Source organism: Collimonas sp. GW821-FHT02H07 (genome assembly GCF_059421505.1).
On sequence record NZ_JBWKVC010000021.1, the window covers coordinates 13321 to 31071 of the forward strand.

Annotated in this window: 13 protein-coding genes and 1 pseudogene; 3 read left to right on the forward strand and 11 right to left on the reverse strand. The window is 51.5% G+C overall.

Annotated elements, in window-relative coordinates; genetic code table 11:
* Positions 1-9: 9 nt before the first annotated feature.
* From AC07V8_RS23570 to AC07V8_RS23585, 4 genes are all read right to left on the reverse strand, one after another.
* Positions 10-777 (reverse strand): carbon-nitrogen hydrolase family protein, encoded by a 768-nt coding sequence (locus AC07V8_RS23570; protein WP_494680641.1) that lies wholly within the window; start codon positions 775-777, stop codon positions 10-12.
* A complete protein-coding gene (tatA, locus tag AC07V8_RS23575) occupies positions 774-986 on the reverse strand; it encodes a Sec-independent protein translocase subunit TatA (protein WP_494680640.1) in 213 nt (70 codons plus the stop codon). The genes AC07V8_RS23570 and tatA overlap by 4 nt, the downstream gene beginning before the upstream one ends.
* A 191-nt stretch (positions 987-1177) precedes the next feature.
* Positions 1178-2248, reverse strand: coding sequence for an agmatine deiminase family protein (locus tag AC07V8_RS23580; RefSeq protein ID WP_494680639.1), 1071 nt, complete (start codon positions 2246-2248; stop codon positions 1178-1180).
* A gap of 310 nt (positions 2249-2558) precedes the next feature.
* A complete protein-coding gene (locus AC07V8_RS23585; RefSeq protein ID WP_494680638.1) occupies positions 2559-3167 on the reverse strand; it encodes a TetR/AcrR family transcriptional regulator in 609 nt (202 codons plus the stop codon).
* Positions 3168-3452: 285 nt separating this feature from the next.
* On the opposite strand from AC07V8_RS23585, the gene AC07V8_RS23590 reads away from it, so the two are divergent.
* The 3 genes and pseudogenes from AC07V8_RS23590 to AC07V8_RS23600 all read left to right on the forward strand — a co-directional run bounded on the left by AC07V8_RS23590 (position 3453) and on the right by AC07V8_RS23600 (position 7841).
* The gene (locus AC07V8_RS23590) at positions 3453-4940 is read left to right on the forward strand and encodes an aldehyde dehydrogenase (protein WP_494680637.1); all 1488 of its coding nucleotides are present in this window, start codon (positions 3453-3455) and stop codon (positions 4938-4940) included.
* 151 nt (positions 4941-5091) lie between these two features.
* Positions 5092-6354, forward strand: coding sequence for a Zn-dependent hydrolase (locus AC07V8_RS23595; protein ID WP_494680636.1), 1263 nt, complete (start codon positions 5092-5094; stop codon positions 6352-6354).
* Between the two features lie 512 nt (positions 6355-6866).
* Positions 6867-7841: pseudogene (locus AC07V8_RS23600) on the forward strand (LysR family transcriptional regulator).
* 71 nt (positions 7842-7912) lie between these two features.
* On the opposite strand, the gene AC07V8_RS23605 reads toward AC07V8_RS23600, so the two are convergent.
* From AC07V8_RS23605 to AC07V8_RS23635, 7 genes are all read right to left on the reverse strand, one after another.
* On the reverse strand, positions 7913-8644 hold the full coding sequence (locus tag AC07V8_RS23605; protein ID WP_494680635.1) for a hypothetical protein: 732 nt from the start codon (positions 8642-8644) through the stop codon (positions 7913-7915).
* A gap of 184 nt (positions 8645-8828) precedes the next feature.
* Positions 8829-9173 carry a hypothetical protein gene (locus AC07V8_RS23610; protein ID WP_494680634.1) on the reverse strand — a complete coding sequence of 115 codons (345 nt, stop codon included), beginning with the start codon at positions 9171-9173 and terminating at the stop codon, positions 8829-8831.
* 23 nt (positions 9174-9196) lie between these two features.
* Positions 9197-10351, reverse strand: a complete 1155-nt coding sequence (locus AC07V8_RS23615) for an agmatine deiminase family protein (RefSeq protein ID WP_494680633.1) — start codon at positions 10349-10351, stop codon at positions 9197-9199.
* Positions 10352-10942: 591 nt separating this feature from the next.
* Positions 10943-12088, reverse strand: coding sequence for an agmatine deiminase family protein (locus AC07V8_RS23620; protein WP_494680632.1), 1146 nt, complete (start codon positions 12086-12088; stop codon positions 10943-10945).
* An 882-nt stretch (positions 12089-12970) separates the two neighbouring features.
* Positions 12971-13870 carry a LysR family transcriptional regulator gene (locus AC07V8_RS23625; RefSeq protein ID WP_494680631.1) on the reverse strand — a complete coding sequence of 300 codons (900 nt, stop codon included), beginning with the start codon at positions 13868-13870 and terminating at the stop codon, positions 12971-12973.
* Between the two features lie 142 nt (positions 13871-14012).
* On the reverse strand, positions 14013-15071 hold the full coding sequence (locus AC07V8_RS23630; RefSeq protein ID WP_494680630.1) for a WD40/YVTN/BNR-like repeat-containing protein: 1059 nt from the start codon (positions 15069-15071) through the stop codon (positions 14013-14015).
* 15 nt (positions 15072-15086) lie between these two features.
* Positions 15087-17447 carry an efflux RND transporter permease subunit gene (locus tag AC07V8_RS23635; RefSeq protein WP_494680629.1) on the reverse strand — a complete coding sequence of 787 codons (2361 nt, stop codon included), beginning with the start codon at positions 17445-17447 and terminating at the stop codon, positions 15087-15089.
* Between the last annotated feature and the right edge of the window lie 304 nt (positions 17448-17751).

Here is a 17751-nt window from a genome sequence, read left to right on the forward strand (position 1 = left end):
GTCCGGATCTCACTCATTCACATAGCAGGGATAGCGCTTCTTGGCTTGCACCGCAGCGTCTAAATCGATATCGAATGTGATAAATGGTTGTTCCGCCGTGGTATGCGCTACGACTTCGCCATCCGGACTCATGATCCATCCTTGTGCCGCCGCGCTTTCATCAGCGTCTGATGGCAACAGGTTGGAAGTCAGAACCCAGGCTCCGCCGCTAAACGCTGCCACCTTTGTCGCTGCTTGCCATATTGCGCGGTCTTCGACACCGTCATAGTTGGCGCGCGGATTGAGAATGATGTGGGCATTGGCGCGACCGTACCGGCGGGCGCGCTCCAGAAACCATACATCGGTGCAAATCAACATGCCGCATGTGGCTTGCGCCGCGCTGAAGGTTCGAAATGCGCCGTCTCCGGACTGATACCACACGGCCTCCCAAAAACCGTCTTCATCCGGCAGATGGTACTTGGTGTGCACATCGGTATACTGATTTTTCTCCACCGTGAAGCCACGATTAAAACGTCCACCATTCTCTGTCACTGGTCGCGTTCCCGCCACCGCGCAGGGCAGTGTGTTCATCACTTCGAGCCACACCTGATGTGCCTGCTCTGCCGCTTGCCATTCCGTCGCCTGGTATTCGCGCGTGCCGCACAACCACGGGTAAAAAGGCATCTCTGGCAAGAGCAGCAGTTCGCTTTGCACTTCGGTGACGTGGTCGACGAGGCGCTGCCATTGCTGATCCAGTAGGCCCGGTGCACTGTGCAATTCACAAACAGTGACTTTCATGGCGTATGGGTTCCTTTTGCGTCGGTGGTAACAACTACCTTATCGTCGTAGGAATTTGACGCCTTGACCTCCTCGCCTTTCACACCATCCTTGAATCCTTTGACAGCCTTACCAAGGTCAGAGCCCATGCTGCCGATTCGTTTAGTGCCGAACACCAGCATTACGATCGCCAGCACGATTAGCCAATGCCAAATACTAAATGATCCCATCAATTTCTCCTTACCCAAAGTATGTTCAATCGATCTAGCAGTGGCTCGTCCGGACCGCTTTCTCAGATGACAATATTGAGAGAATTGTCTATGACATCACCGCAATTGGCAAAAGATAGTGCTGGCCATTTGCATAAAATTTCTTCTAGCCTATTTACGGATCCCCTTCGCATGCCGCAATCATTTTTTCATCAGCCAAGGTTGCAGCCAGATAACTGATTGCCTTGCATAGGGTGCTGTTGCGTCGAGCAATGGAGAGCGCCGCCGCCGATCGAGATTGCTGTCACTGGCAGCAGTTCGATGACCCGGCCCGGGAACGCTTTCTCAAAGACCAATCGCGCCAAAGCATCCTGCGGCACATCGAAAGCCGTCGAAATCACAGCGCCATTGACCAGTATGTAATTTGCGTAAGTATCGCAAAAGCGGTCAACCCCGTAGTTGTAAGGATTCCGAGGTACAGGTAAGTCGAGCACCTCGAAGCGTCGGCCACGGGCATCGGTCGCTAGTTCAAGCGCACGTCGATTTTCCTGCATCGTCCGAAAGAAATCACCCATATCCGGATCGGCCCCATTAAACAGAATCTTGCCGGGTGCGATAAATGACGCGATTCCATCGACGTGGCCATTGGTTTCGACTTCCGCAGGGTTGCCGGGAAGCCAGACGATCTTCGTCACTCCCAGCATGCGCTTTAATTCCGTCTCGATTTCGGCACGTGACATTCCCGGGTTACGATTTGGGTGCAGCAAGCAACTCTCGGTAGTCAACAGCGTACCTTGACCATCGACATAGAAAGATCCGCCTTCCAGGACCATATTGGATCGTTCGAAACGAGTTCGAGTGATTTCCGCCAGGTCACTTGCCAGTCTTGCACAACCGTCGTAGGGCGCATATTTTTCGCCCCAAGCATTGAAACGGAAGCCCAACATTAATTGACTATCGCCGGATTCGTTGGCCAATATAATGGGGCCGCAATCGCGCAACCAGTTGTCCTCTACTGCCAACGGGACCACATTCACAGTCGGCCCGCAGAGCTCACGGACGTTGGCCGCAAGGGGCGCATGGGCAGCGACGATGCAACGCTGGTAGCGCGCGATTGTTCGCGCTAGCAGAGCAAAGGCGGTGCATACGGCATGGTAATGTTCGCCCCATAGTTCCTCGCGATTCTTGTAAACCGGCCATCCCAACCAGGTGGCAGCCATCGGCTCCCACTCGGCAGGCATTCTGTAGCCATCCCGAAGGCAATCAAAATCACTTGGAATCATCTCAACATCCTCAATGAAGTTACGTCACATCACAATCGTACGGCAAACAAAATTAGTTCGGAAGCGACGATTTTTCCTTCAATTGATTAGTATTTCTCATACCATTTTCACGCAACAATTTACGACGAGCGTCCTGTAACCAGGACTAAAATTTTAGTTCATTGCATTGGGAAATGTCATGCCAGGAGCACTGCGCTCTGGATGATGAATATAGGTATGCCTTGATTGCTACAAGATTTTGTCAATACGCAGAAATTCTCGAAAAAAAATCTCTTCAATTTCTGTCTGAACGAAGTGAATCCGATATGCCTCAACTTGACAAAACCAGCCTTTGAGATGCCCAAATTAATTGTTTCAATCCCCGATCCGAGCGCTCCTCGTTCGGATCGACTAAATTCTGAAGAATCAAGCCATCCATGCCGGCAACGACGAAACGCGCCAAATCACCGAGATCGATAAGTGACGCTTCATCAACATCGCCAAGGCCATGGCGAAATGCATCTTCGTATACCTTGCAATAGGAGTCGTACTGAAATTTTGCGAGCGCTTGTGTCTCCTTGTTGCGCATCGTGTAGAGCGTCAATTCATATTGCAAAATCTGAATGTCGCGCGTTAGCAGAATCAGCCGCCACGAACTACTGATGACGCTGTCAATGCATGTCTCGATATCCAACTGCTGGGTGAGGTCGGCACTCAGGGCGCGACTCATCTCCGCGATGATCATTTCCAGCGCACCAATAAGAAGTGCATCTTTATTATCAAAATAATAATGCAGCGTAGCCAAATTCACGCCTGCTTTTTCGGCAATCTTTCTGGTTGTTACTGCAGCTAACCCAGTTTCTATCAAGGCATCAACGGCGCCTCGAATAATTTGCTCTTTGAGTTGTGCTCTTTTTTCGATTCCTCGAGCGCGTGCCATTACTGCTCCATTACAAGTCTGACAGGTTAAAAAATAGTATCTTCATGCTATCATAAATTTAGTCGGTCGAGCGAATTAATCGCTTGACCTACATATTGAAAATGCATAATATTAAAAATATTGGTCAAATGACTTAAAAATATCGAAGAGTCTCCTCAAATACTACTTACTTGACGGAAATGCGACGTGTAGTCACCTCAAGAATCGAGTACGAGAGATGCTTTTTTTAGCAAAAATTAATTCCGTGCGGTTAGCCGCGTCTTTGCATAAAGGTAAACAGATCAAATGAATAATACCCTATGGCATGATCGTGCCGCTGCGTTTGTGTCGGATGGCCGAGCATTCGTCAATGGCGAGCGTGTCGACGCGTTGTCTGGGGCAACATTCGATTGTATATCGCCAATCGATGGCCGCGTCCTGGCGGCAGTGGCGCGCTGCGATCAAGCAGATGCCGATGTTGTCGTCACTGCTGCACGGCGCGCCTTCAATGATCGACGTTGGGCTGGCTTGGCACCAGGCGAACGCAAGCGCAGGTTGATTAAGTTCGCCGATTTGATGTTGCAATTCGGCGACGAACTAGCGTTGCTGGAAACGCTTGATATGGGAAAGCCGATAAAGAATAGCCGCAATATGGATGTTCCGGCGGCTGCCAACTGCATACGCTGGTACGGAGAAGCCGTCGACAAGATTTACGATGAAATTGCACCTACCCCAGATACAAGTTTAGCTCTGATTACACGTGAGCCGGTGGGTGTCGTTGCCGCTATCGTGCCGTGGAACTACCCGCTCTTGATGGCGGCCTGGAAAATCGCGCCAGCCTTGGCGGCAGGCAATAGCGTTATCTTGAAGCCATCGGAAAAATCGCCTCTCTCTGCCTTGCGTCTGGCCGAAATCGCATTGGAAGCGGGGATTCCTCCGGGTGTCTTTAACGTCGTACCAGGCTATGGTGCTGAGGCTGGAAGCGCATTGGCGACACATATGGATGTCGACTGTATCGGTTTTACCGGGTCCACTGCGATCGGAAAGAAAATTGTGCAATACGCGGGCCAATCGAATTTGAAGCGTGCCTGGACAGAACTGGGGGGAAAATCTCCCAATATCGTCTGTGCTGATTGCCCGGATCTGGACAGCGCTGTGCGTGCGGCAGTTGGCGGACTGTACTACAACCAAGGCGAGAGCTGCAATGCGCCGTCACGCTTGTTTGTTGAAGCGTCCATCAAAGAGCAATTTCTCGATAAAGCGCTTGCAATCATTCCTGAGTTCGAGGCCGGCGATCCACTCGATGAAGCGACGGTAATGGGGGCGATTGTTGATCAAGTTCAAATGAACACAATCCTCGGCTACATTGAATCCGGAAAACAGGAGGGAGCGCAGCTGCTTGCCGGCGGCACCAGGACACGCGTAGATAGCGGCGGCTATTACGTGGCTCCGACTTTGTTCAACAATGTTAATAGCTCGATGAAAATCGCCTGTGAGGAAATTTTCGGACCGGTCTTGTCGGTGTTTTCTTTTACAGATCTGGACGACGCCGTACGTGAAGCGAATGCCACACCTTACGGTCTGCAGGCGGGTATCTGGACCGCCAACCTCAACAAAGCGCATCGCGTGGCGCGCGCGTTGCGTGTAGGTACTGTACATGTCAACCAATACGCCGAAGACGACATCACGGTGCCGTTCGGAGGCTACAAGCAATCCGGCAACGGACGCGACAAGTCTCTGCATGCATTCGACAAATATACAGAATTGAAGACTACCTGGATCAAGCTCGGATAGCGAGCGAATAACGAGGGGACTGCCTTGCCTGCAAGGCATCATCGAAATGGCGTGACTTCTATGCGCTCATAGCACAATAGATTTGATACCAGACTGGCTACGAATCACTATGCCGCGCAGGTATAAGACTTGCTGACATGAGGAAAATTTGATGCAACATCGTTCGGATACCTTGGCTGTTAATAGCCAACGCCTGTGGCAATCGCTAATGGATCTCGCGGTTATCGGCGCAACCGATAAAGGCGGTAGTTGCCGCTTGGCTTTAACAGAGCAAGACGGACAAGGGCGAAATCTTGTCGTGAGTTGGATGGAACAGGCAGGGCTGAAAATCACTGTGGATCAGATTGGCAATATATTTGGCCGACGCGATGGGCGTAATAATACACTTGCACCGATCATTACTGGCAGCCACATTGATACCCAGCCAACCGGCGGAAAATTCGACGGTTGTTACGGCGTGTTGGCCGGATTGGAGATAATGCGCATTTTGAATGATAACGACGTGATGACCGAGGCTCCTTTGGAGTTAGCGATTTGGACTAATGAAGAAGGCTCGCGTTTTGTGCCGGTAATGATGGGATCCGGGGTCTTTGCCGGGAAATTTCCGCTGGAAACAGCATTGAACGCCTGTGATATTAAAGGTAAATCTGTGCGCGATGAATTGCGCGCAATCGGGTACGCCGGACCTGCCTCTGTCGGTGAGCGGCCGTTGGGCGCCTACTTCGAAGCTCACATCGAACAGGGGCCGATCCTTGAAAAGGAGCATAAAGTGATCGGTGTGGTCACCGGCTCGCTCGGCGTGCGCTGGTATGATGTTACGGTAACTGGCATGGAAATGCACGCCGGCCCGACACCGATGGAAGTTCGCAAAGACGCCTTGTTTGTCGCGACTCACTTGATGCAACAAGTCATTCTTATTGCCAATGCCAATCAGCCTCATGGGCGCGGCACGGTCGGCGTCGTGCAGGTGTACCCCGGTTCTCGCAACGTAGTTCCCGGTGAGGTTAGCTTTACCGTCGACTTGCGCCACGAAGACGTTTCAATCTTGAACGCCATGGACGCCCGTTGGCGCAATGCGTGCGCAACCGTAGAGCGGGCATTCGGATTGACGGTCGCACTAAAGGATGTGCAGTATTTCCCTCCAACGCCATTCGAATCGAGCTTGGTTAAACTGGTGCGCGAAAGTGCATCTGCCTTGGATTTGTCGCATATGGATATCGTCACCGGCGCCGGGCATGACGCAGTCTATATCGCATCGGTGACGCCCACTGCGATGATATTTGTACCGTGCAAGGATGGAGTAAGTCATAACGAAATTGAGGATGCCAAGCCAGAGCATTTGGCTGCAGGATGTCAGGTTCTGCTTGGCGCGATGCTTGCAAGCGCTGGAATCGCGCGGAAGTCCCTTCCGTAGTTTGATCCTTCCGAAACAAGAACAGGCGGCTTTTGTGTGAAGTAAAAAAAATCAAACAACGAGTGTCGAATGAGAGAAATCGCGTATCTGTAATCGGCTTGAGCGAAAGGGTTCGCTTGCTATGCCCAATGCAGACGGTATGCCCCTGTGTCATCAGGTTCATTTTTATCAAGGTACACCTCGTGGGTAACAAAAACCACGTTACGGTACTTCCCTGAATACTCCGTGAATCCGGGGGACGCGAAAAAAACAAGTGAAATTGGTCAAGCACGTTGCGCAGCACACACGGGCTGGCGCGCGGAAGGTATTGAATGGGTCATGCGATCTCCTTTGAGTGCGCTCACATGGAATTGCGGCGCGCCCTCTATTTAGCGACGCCGCTGTTGCGGTCACCTCGCACAGCACAGCAAGTTGGATGTGCAACTAAATTGTCGAGGGACACGAGATTTTATTAGTAAAATTTCGAATTATTATCCGAATTATAAATTTAACTAATACTTAGGTGTTTCCCTATGCGCCGCGACATTTCACATTACCTGAACAACCGACTCGACTGGAACCTGCTGCGCACCTACATGGTCATCATGCAGGAACGCAATTTGAGCCGGACCAAGGGCAGCAAGATTGCACATAACGCAGCCCGCAGTAAGTCAGGCGCTGAGACGGTTGGAAGAAACACTAGGTCGCAAACTGGTTGAGCGGCGCGGCTCGCATTTTGAAATCACCGAAGCGGGTGAAGAGGTTTGCCGGATTGCGAGTGATATCTACGGTCATATCTCGCGGCTTGAAACCGAACTGGACGATAAGACCGATGAAATCACCGGTTCGATACGTATATTGACAATCAGCCGGATCGAATCGGCGGTCTACGATGAGTTTCTAGCCGAATTTCATCGCGCGTATCCACGCATAGACCTGCAGATCGCGGTGATGCGATCATCCGACATTATTTCGTCACTGCTACAAAAAACCGCGACGGCCGGCTTGGGTCTGTGCCGCAGCCCAATTGGGAAACTGGAACGGCACTGCTTTTTGCATCAACGCTATGCGATTTTCTGCGGCCCCCACCATCGCCTGTTTGGCCGTTCGCAACTAACGACGGCAGATCTACTCGCTGAAAACTTCGTATCGTTCACAAGCGACCATATAGGTGATAGCTCTCGCCACTTGCGGTATTTCGCGATCAGAGCGGATTTACCGGACGCATCGTTGCGTCTTCATCGAGTCTGGACGAGGTGCGGCGCCTGATCTTCGCCGGTTTTGGCATTGGTTGCCTGCCGGAGCATATCGTACGAGAAGATCTTCGGCAGCAACATCTGTGGCGCCTACCTCCGGACGAGGGCCTGGTCGATGTCCACATTCATCTTCTGTGGAACCACGAACGCAAGATGAACGCTGCGGACCTTGCATTTCTCGACGGCATACAACGATGCATGCAGCGTTATTCGTTGGCAAAGCGCCTTGGATCTAGTATGGCAGGGACGTAGCGATTAAGCAGGCTTTGTCGCGGCTTCATCTGTTTTGGAAATAGGAATTCTACATTTCCAGTCCAGTTAATTCAATGTGCGTTTTCGTTCTTACGCGCTTCCTGTATCTCACGCTGAAAACTTTTTTCGACATTGACCAGCGCATCTTGCATACCGCGTGCAAACCTTGCATGGCCACCGCCAACGGCAGCATCACGCAAATAGCTCAGTGTTTGCTTGAGTTGCGCATCTTCGTCTTCATACCAGGCTTTCGTCACTTGCATGCCTAAAAGACTTTGACGCAGCCGCATCCTTTGCTCAAGCCAACTCAACAGGCGCTGCACGTCTCGCTCGGTGAGCTCGCTGCCGCGTGCAGGAAAAGTCTGCCCCGTCAGCAGTTGATCATGCGCATCCATGTAGTTCAGATAATGCTGGAGTATTTGCGACGCATCCTGATACGCAGGGAGCGGCAGCTTCTTCTGCAAATACTGAAGCAAGGCATTCGCATGAATGTCGCGGTCGCCGTCCCTGCCGCACAATAGAAAAAAATCCATGACCTCACGCAACGCCTGGTTGATAACCAAACGCTGATCTGGCGTCGTCGCCAGTCCTCGCGGCACACCGACATCAGAAAACGCGCCATTGTCGACGCTTGGCGCCGTCCAATCACCGGGGCCAAAGCGACCCGGTGATGATTGGATATTTTTGCCTGGCGCAGGCGTTGCGGGTTCAGGCTCACTTTGCCAAAACCAGAGCGTCGCTGCAATCAGGGCGATAAGACCGGCCAACATCCAGCGCCGACCGGATAACGTGGAAAAAATCATATTTTCTTCTCGCAGCAGATTTGAGGCGCAGCGACGCCGTGAATGATCTTGCCTTTACTATCGGCCGTAGGCGCATAACGCGCGTCAACTAGCCATTTTCCTTCGACTTATCTCAGGTGTCGACAATAAAAATCTGTCGTGCCAGTAGCCTAAACCTGACGGCATCGAGTTTCCACAAAAAAATTCACAACGCCATGTTGCCATATTCATGCGTAACCATTTGTTCAATTTGCGGACTGAATGCAAGAGACCTCAGCTTATTGATGATCTGCAAGGCACACGTCAGGACCGGAGCGTTCATTGAAAAATTTGCACCCGCCATGTTACCAGCGCAGACATACAGCAAACTGCCGGCCAAAGCAGATTGCAAATTAAAACGCGGTGAAATCTTCACGGTATTTCTCTTTACTGAAAGCGCGCAGGCACGCAGCACGTAAGCGCTGCGTGCCTGCATCTTATTGGACTGGAGAAAAATGAGTGAACCGTCTATCAATGGCCACGCATCCGCTCTCCCCCGGCCACGCAACATGCGTCTTCAAAACTGCGTTCCATTTACGGCACTGGTTGCTGTTGCGTGACGCAGTGGATGCCCCCGCCGCCTTGACCGTACAGCGTTGGGAGATTCAACATTTCAATGGTTCTCCCTGGATAGGCAGCAGCCAACTGGGCACGAACGGCATCGTCCTTGTCTGGATCATTGCAAATCGCACCAATTGCTACGTTGATCACAGCGTTATTTGTGACGCACATATTGATATAGCTTGCTAACATGTTTTTTGTTGTAGCTTTCGGTGCTTGCAGTTTGATGATGTTGAAGGATCGGCCCTTCGCATCGGTCGATGTGCTAAGGGTTTGGAGCCAGTCTGCTGCATTCACCGCAAAAGCGTCGGTAACAGAAGGATCTGGCACATGAACTACCACTGTGCCCGGCTGCGTAAACATCACAGTAGCGTCGCAATGGTCGTCAGTGACGTCCTTCCCTATCACCCCTTTGCACCAGATCATCTTGGTCGCACCATATTGTTTGAGCAGCTCTGCTTCGATCTGATCACGGGTTAAACCAGGATTGCGGTTAGGATTGACCCAGCAACTCTCGTTGGCCAGTAAGGTACCCTCGCCGTCTTCCACCACACCGCCGCCTTCGCCGACGACTGCGGCCGCCGTGAAAGGAAGGCCCAGATAGGATGCCATTTTTTTTGCAACCAAAGCGTCATTGGCATGAATCTGATGATTTCCCCAGCCGTTGAAGTTCACGCCGAAGCAATCGAACCCGCCCGCGCCGTCCTTGCGAAATACCGCACCGATATCGCGCATCCAGCAATCGTCGTTGGCGATGCTTTCAATCACCGTTACTGGATAATCCGTGTAGCCGATCATATAGCGGGCATCCTCGGCATTGTAATAGCCATTGGCAACCATGTAGACGGGTTCGTACTTGGCGATAGTGCGTGCCAGCAGCGCGATGTCCGCTTGTATTCCTGGGAGCAAATCTCTGCCCCAAATCGCAGTGCTAGCGGGCCATGCCATCCAGGTGCGCGTATGCTGCGTATTTTCATCTGGAACAATTAAGCCACTTGATGCTGTCACTACTTGTGCAAGAACATTGCCGGCAACTCCAGACATTGCCAAACCGGCCAGGCCAGCGGCGCTGAGCTTCATAAAATCACGGCGTGATTGATCTTTTTTGGTAAATTTAATGTTATCCATGCTCATTCTCTCCTCCTTAGTGTGCCCAATTATTGAGTGTTTTTTATTACGGGTAATGAATAAACAGCATAAAAACAATCTACAGAATCTCATTCAAATAAGTGCGTGTTCTAATGCCTGAACTTGTCCCTTCAATATCGAAATAGTCCTGTGAATAATGTGTTATCTCACCATTAGCAGAACGCATAGGATATCGCTTTGATGCTGACACAAATCTGATAATTCATTGCTGAATTCTTTTGAAGGAACTCTTCATATTTGCTCATATCTCGCCAGGACAATCTGCGGGCAATTTCTGGTTCGAGAAGATTTCCAAGTCCATGATGTCGCGCGATATAGAGAATGCACTCAATGGGCTCCGTTAAAAGTGTCCACGCGGGGCATCGCGGCGTCGACAGTGCAATCCATCGACCTAACCTAGGCACGGCGTCTTCCGCGTCGATCCTATCGGCATTGAGTGCAAGTGACCCAGGTTTCAACAGATCGCAAAAAAAACCCTCAACCATTTTCAGGCCGAGGGGGAGGGCAGCTCAAGACTAAAATCCTGCGTTGAAAAACCAATACACAATCACGTGGACGATGGTGATTCAATCAAGGCACAGGCTGTTGTTGCGTAACGCAATGGATACCGCCGCCGCCTTGACCATATAGAGTGGGGAGACTCAGCATTTCGATGGTGCGACCTGGGTAAGCGGCAGCCAACTGGGCCTTGGCAATCACGTCCTTGGCTGGATCGTTGCAAAGCGCGCCCATAGCCACTTCGATCACTGCGTGGTTCGTGACGCAATAGTTGATATAGCTTGACAGCATAAGGTTGGACGTCGCTCTCGGCGCTTGCATCTTGATAATGCTGAATGCACGACCCTTCGCATCGGTCGAGGTGCTGAGAGTTTGCAGCCATTGCGCGGCATTCGCCGCAAATGCGTCGGTAACGGAAGGGTCAGGTACATGGATCACGACGGTGCCAGGCTGGGTAAACTGCACAGTCGCGTCGCAATGATCGTCCGTGATATCCTGGCCGATTACACCGGTGCACCAGATCATCTTGGTCGCGCCATATTGCTTGAGCAGCTCTACCTCGATCTGCGCTTGGGTCTTGCCAGGATTGCGATTGGAATTAACCCAGCAGCTTTGATTGGCCAACAAGGTGCCATCGCCGTCTTCCACTACACCGCCACCTTCGCCGACAACAGCGGCCGCAGTGAAATTCAGCCCCAAATAGGACGCCACGCCTTGCGCAACTCTGGCGTCATTGACGTGCGTCTGTTTATTACCCCAGCCATTGAAGTTCAAACCGAAACAATTAAGGTTGCCGTTGCCGTCCTTGCGGAAGATTGCGCCCATATCCCGCATCCAGCAATCGTCATTCGGAATAGTAGAAATGATCTTCACCGGAAAAACTGTCGTGCCAATCTTACTCCTTGCAACACTTGCGTTGCTGGAACCGTTGGCGATCATGTAGACGGGTTCGTATTTGGCGATCGTGCGCGCCAGGAGGGCGATATCGGTTTGTATCCCTTTAAGCAGGCTGGAGCCCCAGATCGCCGTGCTAGAAGGCCATGCCATCCAAGTGCGCGTATGTGGAAGATTTTCATCCGGAACGAAAAAAGTACCCGATGCTGACGCGCGGCTTTGCGCCAAAACGTTACCGGCAACTCCCGACATTGCAAGACCCGCCACACCTGCGCTCGCGAGTTTCACAAAATCACGACGCGATTGATTTTTTAAGTCAGCCATATTTCACTCTCCTTATTTCCCCCAATTATTGGGAGTCTTTTTTTCCAAGATTGACGAAAATATGACGCGATAACTGCGACACTACGCGGCAACTTTCGGTGACGTTTTCTATCGTAAAACTCACAAATAACACGATAGCCATTTGAGTCATTCGGTTGCACAATGTCCACTTTACCGAACAAGATGACACTTTATCTCTCAGACCATATTGGCACAAATTGACTTACTCATAGATGAATTATTTCCAGGCTATCGATCGGTTTTAGTCATATCTGACCGAAGGATTTGGTACCCATAAGCGATGACTATTTTCAGCTTCGACGCCTGATTTTCTTTCACGGCAAAAGATTGAATCGTCTGCACAAGCGTTCGTACGCACAGAATCTGTATCCGATACGGTATTGACGAGCTACAGTGACGCCATAAAATTGATGGCCGCAATACTCATTCCCAAAATAGCATTCCGTTCGACGGGCGCGACCGACAGAATTTCCCGATGATTGATTCGATCAATTTGCAGACAGTGCATGAAACGCGTCAAACGTATTTATAATTGATTTGGAGATAGCAGCCCTATGCGAAGCTCCTTTAACATTCATTTGAAGTGCGCATAAAGCTGCGTCATAGCCCCTGAATCAAAATTGATCATGGCACCGATTGCTGTCACGTAGCGCGATGTATGGCGTCCCCATGAGCACACCTCGCCAAAATCTTTATCGTGCCTTATGGGTGAACAAAATGAATTTTCACGCTTCTAGAAATGCTCAGATCGCTGGCGACGCTACGATCCATGACGCGGTTATTGGCATACGGAGATGTTTTTTTTGGTTTGAATACAACCGCAACTCGCAAATCGCTTATAACAAACTAGTGATAACACCCTCATGGCTTCCACGTCAAATTTTCCTGTTCGGCTTGCTCCAGTAACCAGTTGAATACCTCAAGCACGATTCTCGCTCGAGGCTCACCAGCAGTACGCGATAGCCACCAAGTGGTCCCAGGCAAACGCGGGTAGCCGGGCAGAATGAATAAACGCCCACTCGCTAGGTCATCTCTAGCAACCAAACGCGAAAGACACGCAATTCCCCGACCTCGCAATACCGCATCCAGCAGCAGGCGCTGGTCGTCATAGATTCCGCAATGGCGAAACTTCGCCAACTGACTGCGGAAGATACCCGCAGTCGCGTCATCGGTCAGATTTTTCTCGAGACACACCATGCCGATGTGCAGGTGGTGTTGTGCCAGCGGGATGTTGACTAGCTGTGCTGCCACGCTAGCGGTAGCGACAACGACCCATTCGTCCTTCAATAGCGGCTGTTCCAGCAACCCGGGTTGTTGAATTGGACGATCGCCTATCGTGATGTCAACGTTGATTTCATCGATGTAGCGAGCCGTTTCGTCCGTCGAAAGCATAGGACACAGGTTTGGAATTGTGAGTTGCAAACGCGCCATCTGTGGCTGAAGCCAACCATGTAAAAGTGGACCTGGGCATGTCAGCACGACCATTCCCGGATTCATATAGGTGGAAATTCGATCGAGACCGCTGCGCAAGGTTTCCAATGAGCGAAACACACAACGCTGCAGAACCTCTCCTGCCATCGTCAGCTCAACGCCACGCCCTACACGACGAAATAGTGCCATGCCGACGTGTTCTTCCAACTGCTGAATCTGGTGGCTGACTGCAGATTGCGAAACATGCAATTCGTCGGCCGCCCGCGAAAAATTACCGAGACGGGCCGCAGCTTCGAAACCCGCGAGTAGCTTGAGTGATGGAATTCGCATGTCCCAGATAAGCAAAAGTTGGATTACTCAACAATCGTCAAGAAAGATCGGCCTTCGTATCATTGACAGAAAATGTGCTGACTCGCCTCATTGGAAACATCGTACAAATAAAGCCCTCGAGAGCGCTAGACGAGCGTTTCATTCATTCACTTATGCCGCCAGCATCCTTGATCGGCCCCGACTCGGAAAACGCCACCAATTTTCCGCTCGGAGCAATTACCGCCGCTGTGATCGCGGCCTGGTTGGGGTTTTGCGCAATCGAGAATGTCACGCCATTATCTCGGCTCGTCAGAAATGCGCCGTCGAGACCGACCGCGACAACTCTGCCACCCTCGTCCTGCATAATTCCGCTGATTGAACTTTTTGTACCAGTACGCGATGGCTGCCACGTTTTACCGTGATCGGCGCTGCGCAGCACCGTTCCGCGCAAGCCACCGGCTAACCACGTGCCGTCATGCAGCACGCGGCCCGTCCACAACGAACCTTTATATCCGGTGTCAGTATAGGTCCACGTCTTTCCGTCATCCGCCGAACGCACGATCGTTCCGCGCTCTGCCGTGACGGCGAGTCCGCCCTCATGATCCGGGAAGATGTCGAACAGATTTCGGTCCGCCTTCGACTCGCCCGCCGGAACAGGAAGTGACAATGATTGCCAGGTGACGCCCCCATCCGTCGTCGCCAGTACGAGTGACCAAAGACCGACGGCCCAACCCGTATGCTCATCCTTAAAATAAATCGAGAACAATGGTTGATCGACTTTAATGTCACTACGCTGCAACTGCCAGGTTTCTCCAGCGTCCCCAGTCTTCAGAATTGCGCCCCAGTGCCCTGCCGCCCAGCCATTTTTCTTATCGACGAAATGCACCGAAGTCAAGGTTGCGGAAATCGGAACCGATTTGGCCTGGCGGAACGTTTTTCCCGAGTCATCGGATAACAAAACAACTCCACGTTCGCCAACGGCAACAATACGCGCCCCCGCAAACGTCGCTGCGAGCATCATTGCTGTCTGCGCCGCCGGGGCGACTCTGGCCGGCTTAATTTTGAGACTGGGCGCTTCCGCATTTGCGGGAGCGCTGACCTCCGGCGTCCCCTGTGCAAGTACTGAATTCACGGACAGTCCGATTAGCGCAGCCAGTGACACCCTCATCAACGGAGCCCGGTTGCGCATCCAATCATATGAAAATTTATGAATCTTAATCATGCTGATGCCTTCGAGTTAGTGGGAAAACAAGCCCGGTGCGCGAACCGGCCTGCGGCGCGGGAACACCTTTTCAAGCAGCACGACAAGCGCGGGCAACGCAGTGAGAGCCATTACCAAATTGATGATGAACATAAAAGACAGCAGTTTTCCCATATCCGCCTGGAACTTGAGTGGAGAGAACGACCATGTCGCCACGCCGATCGCCAACGTCAAACCTGTAAAAATTGTCGCCATCCCTTCAAATTCCAGTGCGTGCTCCATCGCGACATGGATATCATCGCCTTTTGCCAGATGCAAAGTAAGCCGGTTGTAAATATAGAAGGCATAGTCGACGCCGATCCCGACTGAGAGCACCATCACCGGTAGCGTAGCCACCGTCAAACCAATTTGGAAATATTCCATGAACCAATAGCCAATGAACGTTCCGATCGTCAAAGGAAGGCAGCACGACAACATCGCACGAAAATCTCGATAGACGACGAAAACTAGAAGGACAATCGCGAGATAAACATACAGCAGCATCGGCAGTTCCGATTTCTCCAGTTCGTCGTTGGTCGCAGCAAGCACACCGGCATTACCTGCAGCGAGACGAATGTGAATTCCGGCAACATGATTCTCCGAGTCAAATTGTTTTGTTTCGGCTAACACCTTCTTGAGCGTGGTAGCCTTGTGATCAGTCAGGTAGAGGTGCACCGCCGTCATGCTGCAATCGGCATTTGCGTGTCCACGAATTCGTCCAACTTCAGTACTGACGCTCGCGTCGTTGCCACCGTCTATCGGAACTACGCGCATTTTTGGATAGCCTTCGTTTTCGCCCTCGTTAATTTTGCGTACCTCCGTGGAGTACGAATTGACCGATGCTACTCCGGGAACGCCCCGCATATACGAGGTATAGTCGTCCACAAAATCCACGATCGCCGGATTGATACAGGAATCGCGCGGAGATTCAATCACAATAGAGATCCAGTCGAGGCCGATGTCGAAATTGTTTGCAATCGAGACCGCGTCGCGGTTGAAACGCGCATCCGAGCGAAGTTCCGGTGCCCCCGGTTCAAGCGTTCCGACGACACGATTGCGGCTTTCGTATACGGATACACAGAAAACTACCAGCGCGATGCATAGCGTGAGGATGGAAGTCCGTGGTTTCGCAAAAACTGACAAGGTCTTGGTCCAGCGTATACGCTGAGCACGTTTCTTTTCCGCGTGCGCTCCAAAACCCGGGCTGAATTTCAGGCAAGAAAGTGCCACCGGCAACATGATAAGATTTGTCACGATCTTGAAGCCTACGCCAAGCGAGGCGGTGATTGCCAGTTCATGGATCATAGGGATTGGCACCATCAGCAAAGTCAAGAACGATACCAGCGCAGTGACAAGCGCCAGAACGCCCGGAATGAGCAGCCCGCTGAAACTTGCCCGCGCCGCCGTCATGACGTTCAAACCGTTGCTCAGACCACGAACAAAGAAATTGATTTGCTGGACACCGTGCGATACGCCGATTGCGAATACGAGGAAAGGAACGAGCACGGCTAGAGGATCGAGCCCGTAACCCATTAAGCGCAAAGTCCCGAATTGCCAGACCAGCGAGGTCAACGAACATATGATCACCAGGATAGTCAGGCGCATCGAATGGCAATACCAGTACACCGCCAACGCCGTCAGCAGCAAGGCGATGGCACAGAACACCAACACCCCTGAACCGCCGTCGGCGATATCGCCGATTTGTTTGGCGAAGCCGATAATCTGAATTTCGTAATTATCGTTTTCGAATTTTTTGCGTATATCCGATTCCAGAAGCCGATTGAAGGCCACATAGTCTAAGGTCTTGCCGTCCAGCGTCAATTCATTTAATTCCGCGGTGATCATGGCGCCACGCTCATCGCGCGAGACCAACTGGCCAATAAATCCTCCTTGACTTGCTCCTCTCCGGATTCCGTCGATAATCTCGGGCGTAAGACTTTCCGGTGTAATCGCTCCGGAAATCACAGGATCAGCGCGCAGCCCCTCTTCTGTGATTTCAGTAACAAAGCTATTTGGCGTCCATAAAGACTGCACGTTAGGGCGATCTACGTTGGGTAAGAATGTGACCGCCTGAGTGACATCATGTAAACGTGTCAAGCCTTCTTTTGTCCAAATTGTTCCGGTGCGTGCACGAACCACCACCGTGACGCGATTCGCCCCGAAAAGCTCCTCTCGATACTGTTGGAATGTCTTGATATACTCGTGACCGATGGGCATCTGTTTTTCAAAGCCGGCCTCCATGCGAAGGCCGACTGCGAAAACCGCCATGACCGCAGTAACAATAAACAACACGCTCAAGGTCAGCGCACGATGCGAGAAAAACCAGTTTTCAGTTCGGGTGACTAATTTATTTAACACAATGTGGCTCTCTCTTGTTCAAACTGGGAGTACAGATATTCAAGTTGCAGAAAATCTCAGTTCCGGCCAACACTTCGGAGCCTTGACATGAACAGAACGTCTCTGAATTTACCGACGGAACGATTGATTCGCTTGCGCTAGCGCGCACGCCGATAATCGGTCTATCCTGCAAAACGCCATCTGCGGCGACAGCACGCAATAGAACGAGAAAACCTGGTGCCGTAAGAATGCCGGCATCATCGATTTTTCTTGTTCAATAATCCGCTTGCAAAGTGTACGAAGACTTTTCCCGGTGCGCCTGGCA